Annotated in this window: 14 protein-coding genes; 13 read left to right on the forward strand and 1 reads right to left on the reverse strand. The window is 61.0% G+C overall.

Annotation, left to right across the window (positions count from 1 at the left end; translation table 11 throughout):
• Nucleotides 1-436 precede the first annotated feature (436 nt).
• Nucleotides 437-1,342: a hypothetical protein gene (locus AB1462_RS29250; protein WP_259193877.1), complete on the forward strand. Its 906-nt coding sequence runs from the start codon at nucleotides 437-439 to the stop codon at nucleotides 1,340-1,342.
• A gap of 224 nt (nucleotides 1,343-1,566) precedes the next feature.
• Here the strand turns inward: AB1462_RS29250 and AB1462_RS29255 are convergent, their stop codons facing one another.
• Complete coding sequence (locus tag AB1462_RS29255; RefSeq protein WP_017136418.1) at nucleotides 1,567-2,475, reverse strand: MurR/RpiR family transcriptional regulator; 909 nt, start codon at nucleotides 2,473-2,475, stop codon at nucleotides 1,567-1,569.
• Nucleotides 2,476-2,758: 283 nt separating this feature from the next.
• Between AB1462_RS29255 and iolC the strand changes: the two genes are divergently transcribed.
• The 12 genes from iolC to AB1462_RS29315 all read left to right on the forward strand — a co-directional run bounded on the left by iolC (nucleotide 2,759) and on the right by AB1462_RS29315 (nucleotide 16,189).
• Nucleotides 2,759-4,696: a 5-dehydro-2-deoxygluconokinase gene (gene iolC / locus AB1462_RS29260; RefSeq protein ID WP_367248700.1), complete on the forward strand. Its 1,938-nt coding sequence runs from the start codon at nucleotides 2,759-2,761 to the stop codon at nucleotides 4,694-4,696.
• Nucleotides 4,697-4,798: 102 nt separating this feature from the next.
• The gene (iolE, locus tag AB1462_RS29265) at nucleotides 4,799-5,692 is read left to right on the forward strand and encodes a myo-inosose-2 dehydratase (protein ID WP_367248702.1); all 894 of its coding nucleotides are present in this window, start codon (nucleotides 4,799-4,801) and stop codon (nucleotides 5,690-5,692) included.
• On the forward strand, nucleotides 5,689-6,477 hold the full coding sequence (iolB, locus tag AB1462_RS29270; protein ID WP_090405457.1) for a 5-deoxy-glucuronate isomerase: 789 nt from the start codon (nucleotides 5,689-5,691) through the stop codon (nucleotides 6,475-6,477). The genes iolE and iolB overlap by 4 nt, the downstream gene beginning before the upstream one ends.
• A 23-nt stretch (nucleotides 6,478-6,500) precedes the next feature.
• Nucleotides 6,501-7,316 (forward strand): TIM barrel protein, encoded by an 816-nt coding sequence (locus AB1462_RS29275; protein ID WP_367248704.1) that lies wholly within the window; start codon nucleotides 6,501-6,503, stop codon nucleotides 7,314-7,316.
• Between the two features lie 10 nt (nucleotides 7,317-7,326).
• Nucleotides 7,327-9,258, forward strand: a complete 1,932-nt coding sequence (gene iolD / locus AB1462_RS29280; RefSeq protein ID WP_090405451.1) for a 3D-(3,5/4)-trihydroxycyclohexane-1,2-dione acylhydrolase (decyclizing) — start codon at nucleotides 7,327-7,329, stop codon at nucleotides 9,256-9,258.
• Nucleotides 9,259-9,277: 19 nt separating this feature from the next.
• On the forward strand, nucleotides 9,278-10,288 hold the full coding sequence (locus AB1462_RS29285) for a Gfo/Idh/MocA family protein (RefSeq protein WP_259193871.1): 1,011 nt from the start codon (nucleotides 9,278-9,280) through the stop codon (nucleotides 10,286-10,288).
• A 154-nt stretch (nucleotides 10,289-10,442) separates the two neighbouring features.
• Entirely contained in the window at nucleotides 10,443-11,471 is a 1,029-nt protein-coding gene (locus tag AB1462_RS29290; protein ID WP_090405445.1) for a Gfo/Idh/MocA family oxidoreductase, read from the forward strand.
• 127 nt (nucleotides 11,472-11,598) lie between these two features.
• Nucleotides 11,599-11,775 (forward strand): hypothetical protein, encoded by a 177-nt coding sequence (locus tag AB1462_RS29295; RefSeq protein WP_167361121.1) that lies wholly within the window; start codon nucleotides 11,599-11,601, stop codon nucleotides 11,773-11,775.
• Between the two features lie 48 nt (nucleotides 11,776-11,823).
• Nucleotides 11,824-12,759 carry a sugar ABC transporter substrate-binding protein gene (locus tag AB1462_RS29300; RefSeq protein WP_090405442.1) on the forward strand — a complete coding sequence of 312 codons (936 nt, stop codon included), beginning with the start codon at nucleotides 11,824-11,826 and terminating at the stop codon, nucleotides 12,757-12,759.
• A gap of 65 nt (nucleotides 12,760-12,824) precedes the next feature.
• On the forward strand, nucleotides 12,825-14,378 hold the full coding sequence (locus AB1462_RS29305) for a sugar ABC transporter ATP-binding protein (RefSeq protein ID WP_090405439.1): 1,554 nt from the start codon (nucleotides 12,825-12,827) through the stop codon (nucleotides 14,376-14,378).
• A gap of 58 nt (nucleotides 14,379-14,436) precedes the next feature.
• Entirely contained in the window at nucleotides 14,437-15,459 is a 1,023-nt protein-coding gene (locus AB1462_RS29310) for an ABC transporter permease (protein WP_024076018.1), read from the forward strand.
• A gap of 325 nt (nucleotides 15,460-15,784) precedes the next feature.
• Nucleotides 15,785-16,189 carry a TraR/DksA C4-type zinc finger protein gene (locus tag AB1462_RS29315; RefSeq protein ID WP_003191666.1) on the forward strand — a complete coding sequence of 135 codons (405 nt, stop codon included), beginning with the start codon at nucleotides 15,785-15,787 and terminating at the stop codon, nucleotides 16,187-16,189.
• Nucleotides 16,190-16,228 lie beyond the last annotated feature (39 nt).

The raw sequence follows: 16,228 nt of genomic DNA on the forward strand, positions 1-16,228 counted from the left end.
CTTCTTTCAGGCTCATGGCATCTCTCGTGGTCCAGGGCATGATGGCTTTCCGGCGAAATTGGCTCGCTGGAAAGTGTCCACCATGTCCCCGCACACCCGTCAACCATGTGTCCGGTCCGTACACGCTTTTCAAAAGTGAGCCGCCGTAAGGGCGGAACCCATAGCCGCCGTTACCGCAGCAAAGGATATGTACTCGGTCTGATCCAACATCTTGGTCGGCCCAGAGGCCGTCATCGGGAGCAAGCCCCCTCCCACAGGGAATGCATAACGCCCGCCTGCAACAATCATTTCTTGCAAGTTGCATGGTTTAGGCAAGTTCAATTTACTTAACTTGTTGAAATAAAAAGGATTTAATTTTCAGCGCGACTGGCATGCTGCCTGCACTGTCCCTTTTGAGACTTGTAACACTATTTTTCCTGCCGGGAGCACCACAACAATGATTACATCCTCATCCACACTGCAAGAGTCGAGTACGCTCTCCGGGGTTTCCTGGGGGGCGATTTTTGCCGGGGCCGCTGCGGCGGCTGCATTGTCGCTGATTCTGGTATTGCTGGGCTTCGGCCTGGGTTTTTCGGCGGTGTCGCCGTGGGCCGACAGTGGTATCAGCGCCAAGGGGCTTGGCATTTCCACGATTATCTGGCTGGCCTTTACCCAGATCGTCGCGTCCGGGCTGGGCGGTTATATCGCCGGCCGGTTGCGGGTGAAGTGGGCCAATATGCACGGCGATGAGGTGTATTTTCGCGACACCGCCCATGGTTTCCTGGCCTGGGCGGTCGCCACGCTGATCACTGCCGTGCTGGTGGTCGGTTCGGTCAGCAGTGTCGTGAGCGGTGGTGTGAAAGCCGGTGCCAGCGTGGCAGCGGGCGCGGCCAGCGGTATCACTCAAGCCGCGGGCAGTGCCGCGAAAGGCGTTAACGGCGGCGACTTTGACTATTACGTCGACAGCCTGTTTCGTGATGATCGCCCGGTCGCCGTCAGTGATGACGCTGCCCATGGCGTGGTAGCACGCATCTTCACCCGCACCCTGAGCAATGACGGCCAACTCGCCGCTGAAGACCGTGCCTACCTGGCCCAGTTGATCAGCCAGCGCACCAACCTCAGCCAGGCGGATGCCGAAGCGCGTATCGACAAAGTCTACGGCGACGCGCGTAAAGCGGTCGAAGACGCCAAGCTCAAAGCCAGGCAAGCCGCTGATACCGCCGCCAAAGTCGCTGCCTATACCTCGCTGTGGACCTTTGTCGCACTGTTGATTGGCGCCTTCTTTGCCAGCTTCGCTGCGACCTTTGGTGGCCGTCGCCGCGATGCCGTGGTGTACGTCGAAACCGAAACCTACGTTCGTTAATTCAAGGAGAACACCATGCGCTCATTACTTCTGTGGTTCCTCGGCGTGCCGATCCCGGTGATCATCCTGATTGCAATTTTCATGCACTGATCCCGGGCCTATCTTGGTCCATTGTGGGAGGGGGCTTGCTCCCGATAGCGGTGTATCAGTTGATGTTGCTGTCGACTGACACTCCGCTATCGGGGGCAAGCCCCCTCCCACATTTGATTTGCGGGGTTTGATAGTCAGTCGTCGAACCCGACCTGCTCGTGAATCTCGTCCACCTTCAACTCCAACCGATACGCCACCGCAATAAACAACGCCTGGCACAGGCACAAGGTGGCGCTCAACGAGCGGAAGGCAAACGACGAACCTTCATTCACCAACAGCACCGCGTTGGCCCGCTTGGCCAGGGGCGACAGGTTGCTGTCGGTGATGATCAGGGTCTTGGCCTGATGGTGCTGGGCGATCCGCAGGCAGTGCTGGGTCTCTTTGCCGTAGGGCGTGAAGCTGATGGCGATCACCAGGTCATTGGCACGCACGCTGCGCATCTGCTCGCGATAGCTGCCGCCCAGGCCTGAGATCAGGTGAATACGTTTGTTGGTGTGCTGCAGGTTATAGACCAGGTAATCGGCCACTGCGAACGAACGGCGCACGCCGACCACGTAGATATTGTCGGCGTTGACCACCAGGTCGACGGCTTTTTCAAACGCCACATCATCCAGCTCCAGCCCCAGGCGCTCGATACCCGACAGGGTCGCGTTGACACACTCGCGGGCCAGGTCGCCGCCGCTGGCTTTCTGCGACTTATTGGCGATCATGCTGCGAATGCGCTGCTGGTAGTTCTGCACCGGTGTGGTCTTGTGGGTGTAGGCCTCGCGAAACAACGCCTGCATTTCACTGAACCCACTGAAGCCGAAACGCTGGGAAAACCGCACGATCGCCGAGGGGTGGACTTCGCATTCGCGGGCGATGTCGCTGATGCGGTCGACCATGATCCGGTCGCTCTGCTGGCTCATGTAGCTGGCGATGCGCTTGAGTTGGCGTGGCAGGCTTTCGTATTCGTCGGTGATCAGCTGCAACAGGCGCTCGGCATTGATCGGAGGGCTGGCGATAGTGTCTTCCAGGGTGGTCTCGGGATCGGTGCGGGACATGGGCAATCCTTCTGGCGTGTTCGTCTGATGCGCTGATGGGTGGCGCAAGTCTACAGGGTAGGCGTAAAAAAATACCCCGGCATCACGGCCGCCGTGGCCTGCTGAAACGATGCACGGGGCTGGTATGCCATTATGCCGGCTTATTGGAAAAAATATTCCACTAAAAATAATTCTGGAATAAATATTGATTGCGGCCGCCGGACGTTCTAGTCTGCTCCCACCAAGAGCGTTTGCCGTCGCCACGGCGGCACAACGCAGGCTGATAAAAATAACAGGAGCCAGCATGGGCCAGACTCGTTTTGCCAGTGGGCGTCAATTGGATCTGATTTGCCTCGGGCGCCTGGGCGTCGACCTCTATGCACAGCAAGTAGGTGCGCGGCTTGAGGACGTGTCCAGCTTCGCCAAATACCTCGGCGGTTCCTCCGCCAATATCGCTTTCGGCACTGCCAGGCTGGGGCTCAAGTCGGCGATGTTGAGCCGGGTGGGGGACGACCACATGGGGCGTTTCCTGGTGGAATCCCTGGCCCGCGAGGGCTGTGATGTCAGCGGCATCAAGGTCGACCCGGAACGCCTCACCGCCATGGTGCTGCTGGGCCTCAAGGACCGCGAGACCTTCCCGTTGGTGTTCTACCGCGAAAACTGCGCCGACATGGCCCTGCGCGCCGAAGACGTCGACGAAGCCTTTATTGCCTCGAGCAAAGCCTTGCTGATCACCGGCACGCATTTCTCCACGGACGGCGTGTACAAGGCCAGCATCCAGGCCCTGGACTATGCGGCCAAACACAACGTCAAGCGCGTGCTGGATATCGACTATCGCCCGGTGTTGTGGGGCCTGGCGGGTAAGGCTGACGGCGAAACCCGTTTTGTCGCCGACCAGAATGTCAGCCAGCATGTGCAGAACATCCTGCCGCGTTTCGACCTGATCGTCGGCACCGAAGAAGAATTCCTGATCGCCGGCGGCAGCGAGGATCTGCTCACCGCCTTGCGCACCGTGCGTGAACTGACCCCGGCAACCCTGGTGGTCAAGCTCGGCCCGCAAGGCTGCACGGTGATTCACGGCGCGATCCCGGCGCGGCTGGAAGAGGGCGCCATCTACCCGGGCGTACGGGTTGAAGTGCTTAACGTGCTGGGTGCCGGCGATGCCTTTATGTCGGGCTTCCTCAGCGGCTGGATCAATGACGCCAGCGATGAGCGTTGCAGCCAGTTGGCCAATGCCTGCGGTGGTCTCGTCGTGTCGCGCCACGCCTGTGCGCCGGCCATGCCGACGCCTGCCGAGCTGGATTACCTGTTCAGCAGCCCGGTGCCGATCACCCGGCCTGACCAGGACGCGACCCTGCAACGTCTGCACCGCGTCACGGTGCCGCGCAAGGCGTGGAAACAGCTGTTCATCTTTGCCTTCGATCACCGCTGGCAACTGGTGGACCTGGCGCAACGCGGCGGCCAGGACCTGACCCGCATCAGTGCGATCAAGCAGCTGTTTATCCAGGCCATCGAACGCGTGGAGAAAAAGCTCGCCGAGCAGGGCGTCGAGGCCGATGTGGGCCTGTTGGCCGACCAGCGCTTCGGCCAGGACGCGCTCAATGCCGCCAGCGGTCGTGGCTGGTGGATCGCGCGCCCGGTGGAGGTGCAGAACTCGCGGCCGCTGGCGTTCGAACATGGTCGTTCGATCGGCAGCAACCTGATTGCCTGGCCCCAGGAGCAGATCATCAAGTGCCTGGTGCAATACCACCCCGACGATGAGCCCATGTTGCGCCTGGAACAGGAAGCGCAGCTCAAGGCGGTGTACGAGGCTTCGGTGGTCAGTGGCCATGAGTTGCTGCTGGAAGTCATCCCGCCCAAGGATCATCCGTCCACTTACCCGGACGTGCTCTACCGCAGCCTCAAGCGCCTGTACAACCTGGGTATCTACCCGGCGTGGTGGAAGATCGAGGCGCAGTCGGCCGAAGACTGGAAAAAGCTCGACGAACTGATCCAGGAACGCGACCCCTACTGCCGTGGCGTAGTGTTGCTGGGCCTGAATGCCTCGGCCGAATGCCTGGCCGCCGGTTTCCAGCAGGCCGGCCAGAGCAGCACCTGCCGTGGGTTTGCCGTGGGCCGCACGATCTTCCAGGAACCGAGCCGTTTGTGGATGGCGGGGGAGATTGATGATGAGACGTTGATCCGCCAGGTACAGGCGACCTTTGAGCAACTCATCAACGCCTGGCGCAGTGCCCGAACCTGAACACAGTTCTAAATGTGCAGTGCAATTCCAATGTGGGAGGGGGCAAGCCCCTCCCACATAAAACAGATTTCAGTGATACCTGAAAATAATAAAGGTGCAGCCATGCCCGCAATCCGAATTGGCATCAACCCGATCTCCTGGAGCAACGACGACCTTCCGGCCCTTGGCGGTGAAACCCCGCTGAGCACCGCCCTGAGCGAAGGCAAGGAAATCGGCTACGAAGGTTTCGAGCTCAACGGCAAATTCCCCAAGGACGCCAAGGGCGTCGGCGACGTCCTGCGTCCCTATGACCTGGCGCTGGTCTCCGGCTGGTACTCCAGCCGCCTGGCCCGCCGCTCGGTGGCTGAAGAAATCGAGGCCATCGCCGGCCATGTCGAACTGCTGAAACAAAACGGCGCCAAGGTGCTGGTGTACGGCGAGGTGGCCGATTCGATCCAGGGCTCGCGCATTCGCCTGATCGAGCGCCCGCGTTTCCACAGTGAACAAGCCTGGCAGGACTACGCCGACAAACTTACCGAGCTGGCGCGTTTCACCCTGTCCCAGGGCGTGCGCCTGGCCTACCACCATCATATGGGCGCCTACGTCGAATCCCCGCAGGACATCGACGAGTTGATGCGTCGTACCGGGCCGGAAGTCGGTCTGCTGTTCGATTCGGGCCACTGCTACATGGGCGGCGGCGAACCCATCGAGGTGCTGCGCAAGCATATCGACCGCGTCTGCCATGTGCATTTCAAGGACGTGCGCAAAGCCGTGGTGCAACTGGCGCGCAACCAGATGTGGAGCTTCCCCGATTGCATCGTCAACGGCACCTTCACCGTGCCCGGCGACGGCGATATTGATTTTGCCGAGTTGCTCGATGTGCTGCTGGCCGCGAAATACGCGGGCTGGCTGGTGGTGGAAGCCGAGCAGGACCCGGCCGTGGCGCCCAGTTATGTCTATGCAAAAAAGGGTTATGACACGTTGCGTGCGCTTCTCAACGAGAGGACCAAACAATGAGCTTGCTGGTAAAGAGCAGTAAACGTGGGCAAACCATGGTCGCCCTGGAAGAGGGCCGTCTGGAATACGTAGGCTTTGCCGCCTACCGGTTGAGCCTCGGCGAGACATTGCCGGTGACGGCCGGTGATAAAGAGCTGTGCCTGGTGCTGCTGAGCGGGCGGGTGAATATCGAAGGTGAGGGCTTCAACTGGCAGAACCTTGGTGATCGCCAGTCGGTGTTCGAGGACAAATCGCCGTTCGCCGCGTATCTGCCGCCGGGGACCGACGCCCAGGTCACCGCATTGAGCGACGTGCAGATTGCCGTCTGCGCCGCGCCGGGTGCGCCGGGTTTCGAGCCACGCCTGATCCGCCCCGAACACTGCAAGCGCAGCGTACGCGGCAAAGGCGCCAACACCCGTTACGTGTGCGACATCCTGCCGGATACCGACCCGGCTCATTCGCTGCTGGTGGTGGAGGTGCGCACGCCGTCCGGGCATTCGTCGAGCTACCCGCCGCACAAGCACGACACCGATGACCTGCCGCACCAGAGCTTTCTTGAAGAGACCTACTACCACCAGATCAACCCGCCCCAGGGCTTTGTGTTCCAGCGCGTGTACACCGACGACCGCAGCATCGACCAGGCCATGGCCGTGGAAAACAGCGACCTGGTGGTGGTGCCCAAGGGCTATCACCCGGTCAGCGTGCCGTATGGCTACGAGTCTTATTACCTGAACGTGATGGCCGGCCCCAAGCGCGCCTGGCATTTCCACAACGACCCGCAGCACAGTTGGTTGCTGGACCTTTAAACGGTTTTGGACGGAGAAAAACAATGAAGTCGCCTCTACGCTTTGCCCTTAACCGTATGGTTGCGCCCAACCTGTCCCTGCCGGACTTCATCCAGCTGGCCGTGGCCTTGAAGTGCGATGCTATCGAGATTCGCAACGACCTCAAGGATCGTCAGATCGAATACGGCACTCCGGCCAGCCGCGTGCGCGAATTGTGCGTGGCGCAGGGCATCACGGTGCTGTCGATCAACGCGCTGTACCCCTTTGATGTGTGGAATGACGAGCGCCGTGCCCAGGCGATAGAACTCGCCACCTATGCCCGTGAATGCGGTGCGCAAGGTGTGGTGATGTGCCCGTTCAATGAGCCCGGCGACACCCGCAACGAAGCCCAGCGTGCCGCCGGTTTGCGCACTGCGTTGAGCCAACTGGCGCCGATCCTGCGCGAGTACGGGATTCTCGGGTTTATCGAGCCCCTGGGCTTTGAAGAATGTGCCATGCGCCGCAAGCGCGTGGCGGTGTATGCGATCCAGTCCATCGGCGGGCTGGATGTATTCCGCCTGGTGCACGACACCTTCCACCACCACCTGGCCAGCGAGCATGAGTTCTTCCCGGAGCTGACCGGGCTGGTGCATATCTCCGGCGTGGAGGATGCCCAGGCGCCGCTCAATTCGATCCGCGACGGCCACCGCGTGCTGGTGGGCGAGGGCGATATCCTCGGCAATGCCGCGCAGATCGACACCTTGCTCAGCAGCGGTTACAGCGGCTACCTGTCGTTCGAACCGTTTGCGACAAGCGTGCACGAGCTGGCGGATATCCAGCAGGCCTTGGGGGCAAGCATCGCCCACCTGCAGAAACGATAAGGGGCGCGACATGACCACCACCCGATTGACCATGGCCCAGGCCCTGGTGAAGTTTTTGGACAACCAGTACATCGAAGTCGATGGCGTGCAGAGCAAGTTCGTTGCCGGCGTGTTCACCATTTTTGGCCACGGCAACGTGCTGGGCCTGGGCCAGGCGCTGGAGCAGGACAGCGGCGACCTGGTGGTGCATCAGGGCCGTAATGAGCAGGGCATGGCTCACGCTGCCATCGGTTTTGCCAAGCAGCACCTGCGCCGCAAGATCTACGCGTGCACCGCCTCTGTCGGCCCTGGCGCGGCGAATATGCTGACCGCAGCGGCGACCGCCACCGCCAACCGTATCCCGTTGCTGTTGTTGCCCGGCGATGTCTACGCCAGCCGCCAGCCCGACCCGGTGTTGCAGCAGATCGAGCAGTTCCACGACCTGAGCATCAGCACCAACGATGCCTTCCGTTCCGTGAGCAAGTATTGGGACCGTATCAACCGCCCCGAGCAGTTGATGACGGCGGCGATTCACGCCATGCGCGTGCTCACCGATCCTGCCGAAACCGGCGCGGTGACCCTGGCGCTGCCCCAGGACGTGCAGGCCGAAGCCTGGGACTATCCCGATTACTTCCTGCAAAAACGTGTGCACCGTATCGACCGCCGCCCGGCCACCGCCGCGATGATCGGCGATGCGTTGGGCGCTTTCCGGGGCAAGCGCAAACCGCTGATCATCTGCGGTGGCGGCGTGAAGTACTCCGGTGCGAATGCCGCGTTGCAAGCCTTTGCCGAGCGTTTTGACATTCCCTTCGCCGAAACCCAGGCGGGCAAGAGTGCGGTGGTCTCCAGCCATCCGCTGAACGTGGGCGGTATCGGTGAAACCGGCTGCCTGGCCGCCAACCTGCTGGCACCCGAGGCCGACCTGATCATCGGTATCGGCACCCGCTATACCGACTTCACCACCTCGTCGAAATCGCTGTTCAAGCATGCCGAGGTGAAGTTTCTCAACCTCAATATCAGCCCCTGCGACGCCTTGAAGCTCGACGGCGTGCAAGTGTTGGCCGACGCCAAGGTTGCCCTCGAAGCGCTGGCCGATGCCCTTGGTGATTACCGCTCCGGCTGGGGCGAGCAAATCGCCGACGCCAAGGCGCAACTGGACGCCGAAGTGGACCGTGTGCATCAGGTCGAATACCACGGCGATGATTTCGTGCCTGAGGTCGACGACCACCTGGACCGCGCCGTGCTGCGTGAATTCATCGAACTGACCGGCTCGTGCCTGACCCAGAGCCGCGTGCTCGGCGTACTCAACGAACGCCTGGCCGACGACGCGATCATTGTCGCCGCGGCCGGCAGCCTGCCCGGCGACTTGCAGCGCGCCTGGCGCAGCAAGGGCGTCAACACTTACCACGTCGAGTACGGCTATTCGTGCATGGGCTATGAGATCAACGCCGCCCTCGGCGTGAAGCTCGCCGAGCCGACCAAGGAGGTTTACGCCCTGGTCGGCGATGGCTCCTACATGATGCTGCACTCGGAGCTGGCCACCTCGATCCAGGAGCGGCGCAAGATCAACGTGGTGCTGCTCGACAACATGGCCTTTGGCTGCATCAACAATTTGCAGATCGGCAATGGCATGGACAGCTTCGGCACCGAATTCCGCTACCGCAACCCCGAGAGCGGCAAGCTCGACGGTGGCCTGGTGCCGGTGGATTTCGCCATGAGCGCCGCGGCTTACGGCTGCAAGACCTACAAGGTCAGCAGCGTGGAACAGCTGGAAGCGGCCCTGGCCGATGCGCGCACGCAAAGCGTCTCGACCCTGATCGACATCAAGGTCCTGCCCAAGACCATGGTCCACGGCTACCTGTCATGGTGGCGGGTGGGGGTGGCGCAGGTGTCCACCAGCGAACGCACCAACGCCGCCGCGAAGAAACTCAATGAACACCTGGCCAAGGCCCGGCAGTACTAATAACAAGAGGAGCGTTTGTATGTCTTTGAAGCTTGGTGTAATCGGTACCGGCGCCATCGGCCGCGATCATATTCGTCGTTGCAGCCAGACCTTGCTCAACAGCCAGGTGGTGGCCGTAACCGACATCAACCTTGAGCAGGCCGCCAAGGTGGTCGCGGAGTTGAAGCTGGACGCCGAGGTGTACCCGGATGGCCATGCGCTGATCAACTCGCCACAGGTCGAGGCGATCCTGGTCACGTCCTGGGGCCCGAGCCACGAGGAATTCGTGCTCGCCGCTATCGCTGCCGGCAAACCGGTGTTCTGTGAGAAGCCTCTGGCGGTGACGGCCGAAGGCTGCCGCAAGATCGTCGACGCCGAAGTGGCTTACGGCAAGCGCCTGGTGCAAGTCGGCTTTATGCGCCCTTATGACGAAGGTTATCGCGCCCTCAAGGCCGTGATCGACAGCGGCCAGATCGGCGAGCCGTTGATGCTGCACTGCGCGCACCGTAACCCGACGGTGGGCGAGAACTACAAGACCGACATGGCGATTACCGACACCCTGATCCACGAGCTGGATGTATTGCGCTGGCTGCTCAACGACGACTACGTATCGGTGCAGGTGGTGTTCCCGCGCAAGACCAGCAAGGCCCTGGCCCACCTGCGTGACCCGCAGATCGTGCTGCTGGAGACCGCCAAGGGCACTCGTATCGATGTGGAAGTATTTGTGAACTGCCAGTACGGCTACGACATCCAGTGCGAAGTGGTGGGGGAGACCGGCATCGCCAAATTGCCGGAGCCGTCCCAGGTGCAGATGCGCAGTGGGGCCAAGCTGTCGAATGCGATCCTGATGGATTGGAAGGACCGCTTTATCGGCGCCTATGACGTGGAGTTGCAGGCGTTTATCGATAGCGTGCGCGCCGGGCAGGTTGGCGGGCCGTCGGCGTGGGATGGTTTTGCGGCGGCAGTGGCGGCGGATGCGTGTATTGAAGCGCAGGGCAGTGAGCAGATTGTGAAGGTGAGCTTGCCGGATCGTCCGCACTTTTACGGCTGATCGCAAATCCACAGGTGGAATGCAGTCAGTGTGGGAGGGGGCTTGCCCCCGATGACAGTGTGTCAGTTATAGATGCATCCACTGACACTCCCTCATCGGGGGCAAGCCCCCTCCCACAGTTGACTCGGTTTCCACTTCAAAGAAGGAGTGAGTCATGCGAATCGGACTAGTCGGCTATGGCCACGGAGGGCGCTTTTTTCATGCGCCGCTGATTGCAACCTTGCCGGGTGCGACGTTTGTCGGCGTGGTGACGCGCTCACCCGAGCGCCGCCAGCAATTGAGTACCGATCTACCAGGTGTGAAGGCCTTTGACAGCATCGGCCAGATCGTTGAAGCCGGTGTTGATGCCCTGGTCATTTCCACCACCCTCAAGGGCCGCCCGGCGCTGGTGCTGGAAGCCATCGAACACGGTTTGGCGGTGGTCAGCGATAAACCCTTCGCGGCCAACGCCGAACAGGCCCAGGCGCTGATCACTGCCGCCGAGCGCCATGAGGTGTTGCTCAGCGTCTACCAGAACCGGCGCTGGGATTCGGACTACCTGACCCTGCGCAAATTGATCGACGCCGGCGCCTTGGGTGAGATCACCCGGTTTGAATCCCGCGTCGAGCGCTACAGCCCGCAGGCCGTCGGCAATGCCAGCGGTGGCGGCTGGTTGCGCGATCTGGGCAGCCACCTGGTGGACCAGGCGCTGCAACTGTTCGGCCCGGTGGACCGGGTCTTTGCGCAGCTACAGTTCACCCCTGAATACCCGAACCTCGACCACGGCTTCTTCGTCTCCCTGACCCACGCCAACGGGGTGGTTTCCCATTTGTGGGGCAACGCCCTGCAGAACAGCCAGGCCCCGCGTTTTCGCGTCAGTGGCACCTTGGGTTGCTACACCGTGGACGGGCTGGATGGCCAGGAAGAAGCGCTGATGGCGGGCAAGTCGCCGAAAACCGAAGGCGAGCACTGGGGCGCAGAAGAACATCGCCGCTGGGGCTGGTTTGAACAAGGGCCGGAACGTGAGCGTGTGCCGTCGGAGAAGGGCTGCTGGACCCAGTTCTATCGCCAGTTGCAAGCGGCGGTGCAAGGGCAGGGACCGTTGCCCGTGGACGCGTATGACGCGCTGGAAACCACGCGTATATTGGACGCCGCACGCCTCAGCGCTGAGCGCCAGCAGGTGGTTTCAACAAAAATAGAATAAAATTCTAAAACAGGTTGATATGGAAATTATTTTCCAATAAAGTCTTTTCCAGGTTGCATACAGTACGTTCGGACTCGATTCGGGCGACTCAACAAAAACAAGATCAAAAACAACCAGGTACCGTCAGATGAAAATCTTCAACGCTGTACTGCGAGTTTTACGCCCTGCCCACACGCCGCGCGATCTGCCCCGCGCCCGGCCGTTCTACTTCTCCTTCCTTAATGTGCTGTGCGTCGAAAACCAAGGCGCGCTGGTCTGCTGTATTCCAGGCGCACCGGTCGTACGACTGCCCACCGAGCTCTGATAAACGCAACGTCCAAAAAACCAACAAGAAAGTGGAGACAGACCGTTCATGAAGACCCCGATCCGTTTTACCGCGCTGGCTTTATCCATGATGCTGGCCAGCGGTTTTGCCAGCGCCGCCGACATCAAGGTCGGCGTGAGCATGTCCGCGTTCGATGACACCTTCCTCACTTACCTGCGCGAAGACATGGACAAGCAAGCCAAGTCCTATCCCAAGGGGGACGGCGTGCAGCTGCAGTTCGAAGACGCCCGCGCCGATGTGGTCAAGCAACTGAGCCAGGTCGAGAACTTTATCAGCCAGAAAGTCGACGCCATCATCGTCAACCCGGTCGACACTGCTTCCACCAAGAACATCATCAATGCCGCGACCAAGGCGGGCATCCCGCTGGTGTTCGTCAACCGTCGCCCCGACCAGAAGGACTTGCCCAAGGACGTAGTGGCCGTGACCTCCGATGACGTCGAGGCCGGCAAGCTGCAAATGCAGTACATTGCTGAGAAACTCGGCGGCAAGGGCAAGATCGTGATCCTGCTGGGCGACCTGGCGAACAACTCCACGACCAACCGCACCAAGGGCGTGAAGGAAGTCCTGGCCAAGTACCCGGACATCAAGATCGAACAGGAACAGACCGGCATCTGGCTGCGGGACAAGGGCATGACCCTGGTCAACGATTGGCTGACCCAAGGCCGCGAGTTCAATGCGGTGTTGGCCAACAACGATGAGATGGCGATCGGCGCGTCCATGGCGCTGAAATCGGCCGGCAAGGAAAAGGGCAGTGTGCTGATCGCGGGGGTCGACGGTACGCCGGACGGCTTGAATGCGATCACCAAGGGTGACATGGCCGCCTCCGCGTTCCAGGACGCCAAGGGCCAGGCAGTCGGTTCGGTGGAAGCGGCGCGCAAGATGGCCAGGAACGAGCCGGTCGAGCAGAACGTGATCATCCCGTTCCAGCTGATCACTCCGGAAAACGTCGCCAAGTTCAAGTAGCCCTGACATAACAACAATGAACCGGCAGGGCGGTCGTGCCCGCCCTGCTGATGGAGTACCGTCTTATGCTCGCTCAAGCCGCTGTCTCGCAGCCACCTGGTATCCAGCCGTTGCCGCTGGACGAACCCTACCTGTTGGAAATCGTCAACATCAGCAAAGGCTTTCCCGGCGTCGTGGCCCTGGCCGACGTACAACTGCGTGTGCGCCCCGGCACGGTGCTGGCGCTGATGGGCGAGAACGGTGCGGGCAAGTCGACCTTGATGAAAATCATCGCCGGCATCTACCAGCCCGACGCCGGTGAAATCCGCCTGCGCGGCAAGCCCATCGTGTTTGAGACACCGCTGGCGGCGCAGAAGGCCGGGATCGCGATGATCCACCAGGAACTCAACCTGATGCCGCATATGAGCATCGCCGAGAATATCTGGATCGGCCGCGAGCAGCTCAACAGCCTGCACATGGTCAGCCACCGCGAAATGCACCGCTGCACCGCTGAGTTGCTGGCGCGCCTGCGCATCAACCTGGACCCCGAGGAGCACGTGGGTAACCTGAGCATCGCCGAACGGCAGATGGTCGAGATTGCCAAGGCCGTGTCCTACGACTCCGACATCCTGATCATGGATGAGCCGACCTCGGCCATTACCGACAAGGAAGTGGCCCACCTGTTTTCGATCATTGCCGACCTCAAGGCCCAGGGCAAAGGCATCGTCTACATTACGCACAAAATGAACGAAGTGTTCGCCATCGCCGATGAAGTGGCGGTGTTTCGCGACGGTCAGTACATCGGCCTGCAACGCGCCGACAGCATGAACAGTGACAGCCTGATCTCGATGATGGTGGGCCGTGAACTCAGCCAGTTGTTCCCGGTGCGCGAGACGCCCATCGGCGAGCTGCTGCTGTCGGTGCGTGATCTGAGCCTTGACGGCGTGTTCAAGGGCGTGTCGTTCGACCTGCATGCCGGTGAGATCCTCGGCATCGCCGGGCTGATGGGCTCGGGGCGCACCAACGTGGCGGAAACCATTTTCGGCATCACCCCCAGCAGCGGTGGGCAGATCACCCTGGATGGCGAGGCGGTGCGCATCAGCGACCCGCACATGGCCATCGAAAAAGGCTTTGCGCTGTTGACCGAGGACCGCAAGCTCAGCGGCCTGTTCCCCTGCCTGTCGGTGCTGGAAAACATGGAAATGGCCGTGCTGCCGCACTATTCGGGCAACGGTTTTATCCAACAGAAAGCGCTGCGCGCCCTGTGCGAGGACATGTGCAAGAAACTGCGGGTGAAGACGCCGTCCCTGGAGCAGTGCATCGACACCTTGTCCGGCGGCAACCAGCAGAAAGCCTTGCTGGCGCGCTGGTTGATGACCAACCCACGCTTGCTGATTCTCGATGAACCAACCCGGGGCATCGACGTGGGGGCCAAGGCCGAGATCTATCGCTTGATCTCCTTCCTCGCCAGCGAAGGCATGGCGGTGATCATGATTTCCTCCGAGCTGCCTGAAGTGCTGGGCATGAGCGACCGGGTGATGGTGATGCACGAAGGCGAACTGATGGGCACCCTGGACCGTGCGGATGCGACCCAGGAAAAAGTCATGCAGCTGGCCTCCGGTATGACCGCAGTCCACTGACGAACAGCCGCGCGGGCCTGCGGTTGGCCCGTGCCATAGAATAAGAAGGTGATTGGCTATGAACGCAATAACAGACAACAAGCCTGCCACGGCACCGGTCAAGCACCGTCGACGCTTGCCCACCGAGCTGAGCATCTTCCTGGTGCTGATCGGCATCGGCCTGGTGTTTGAATTGTTCGGCTGGATCGTGCGTGACCAGAGCTTCCTGATGAACTCCCAGCGCCTGGTGCTGATGATCCTGCAAGTGTCGATCATCGGCCTGCTGGCGATCGGGGTGACCCAGGTGATCATTACCACGGGGATCGACCTGTCTTCGGGCTCGGTGCTGGCGCTTTCGGCGATGATCGCCGCCAGTTTGGCGCAAACCTCCGATTTTTCCCGGGCGGTGTTCCCGTCGCTGACGGACTTGCCGGTGTGGATTCCGGTGGCGATGGGGTTGGGTGTGGGGCTGCTGGCGGGGGCAATCAACGGCAGCATCATCGCCGTCACCGGTATCCCGCCGTTTATCGCGACCCTGGGCATGATGGTCTCGGCCCGTGGCCTGGCGCGCTACTACACCGAAGGCCAGCCGGTGAGCATGCTCTCGGATTCGTACACGGCCATCGGTCATGGCGCGATGCCGGTGATCATCTTCCTAGTGGTGGCAGTGATCTTCCATATTGCCCTGCGCTACACCAAGTACGGCAAGTACACCTACGCCATCGGCGGCAATATGCAGGCGGCGCGCACGTCGGGGATCAACGTCAAGCGTCACTTGATCATCGTCTACAGTATTGCCGGGTTGCTCGCAGGCTTGGCCGGCGTGGTGGCCTCGGCACGCGCCGCCACCGGCCAGGCGGGCATGGGCATGTCTTATGAGCTGGATGCGATTGCCGCCGCGGTAATCGGCGGCACCAGCCTGGCGGGCGGGGTAGGGCGCATCACCGGCACCGTGATCGGCGCGCTGATCCTTGGGGTGATGGCCAGCGGGTTTACCTTTGTCGGGGTGGACGCGTATATCCAGGACATCATCAAGGGCCTGATCATCGTGGTGGCGGTGGTGATCGACCAATATCGCAACAAGCGCAAGCTCAAGCGCTGAGCTTCAAGCTGCAAGCTGCAAGTCCGATGAGCTCTACAGCTTGTCGCTTGCAGCCTGCGGCTTATAGCTGCTGTACGAACTTTCCTGCTATAAACGCACTCCGATGACCATTCGCCAAGCCCGTCCTGGTGCCTTTGGGGGTTATATCGGAAAAAATGCCTGTCATTTCAGTTGCTGTGCCCTCAAGTCGGCCTTAGACTGCCGCCCCTCGTAAATTGAGTGCCGGGTGGCGCTTGGAATGGATGGCGCCTTTCCGAGACCTGAAGAGGTCGACCGGAATGCTCCCTTATTCGCCTTAATGCACGTATTTTTTATAGAGAAATCAATGACAAAGGAAAAGTTGCTGGCGATGCCGGCGGATGACTACATGAATGCCGAACAGCACGCTTTTTTCGAGAAGTTGCTGCAAGACATGAAAGTGGAACACCACGAGCGCATTGAACAGAACCGTATCGCCATTGAAAGCCTGGATACCCCGGCTGACCCTGCCGACGCCGCTTCCGTGGAAGAAGAGCGCACCTGGCTGGTAAACGCCATCGACCGCGACCAGCGCATGCTGCCGCAGCTTGAGCGTGCACTGGAACGCATCAAGGAAGACTCCTTCGGCTGGTGCGATGACAGCGGCGAGCCTATCGGCCTCAAGCGCCTGCTGATCAGCCCTACCACCAAGTACTGCATCGAAGCGCAAGAGCGCCACGAGCAGATCGACAAGCACCAGCGCCAAGCCTGATGCGCTGAAGCTGGGGGATCGCCTGAGTGGTCCCCCGGA

The sequence above is a fragment of the Pseudomonas sp. SB113 genome, assembly GCF_040754745.1.
Lineage (GTDB): Bacteria > Pseudomonadota > Gammaproteobacteria > Pseudomonadales > Pseudomonadaceae > Aquipseudomonas > Aquipseudomonas grimontii.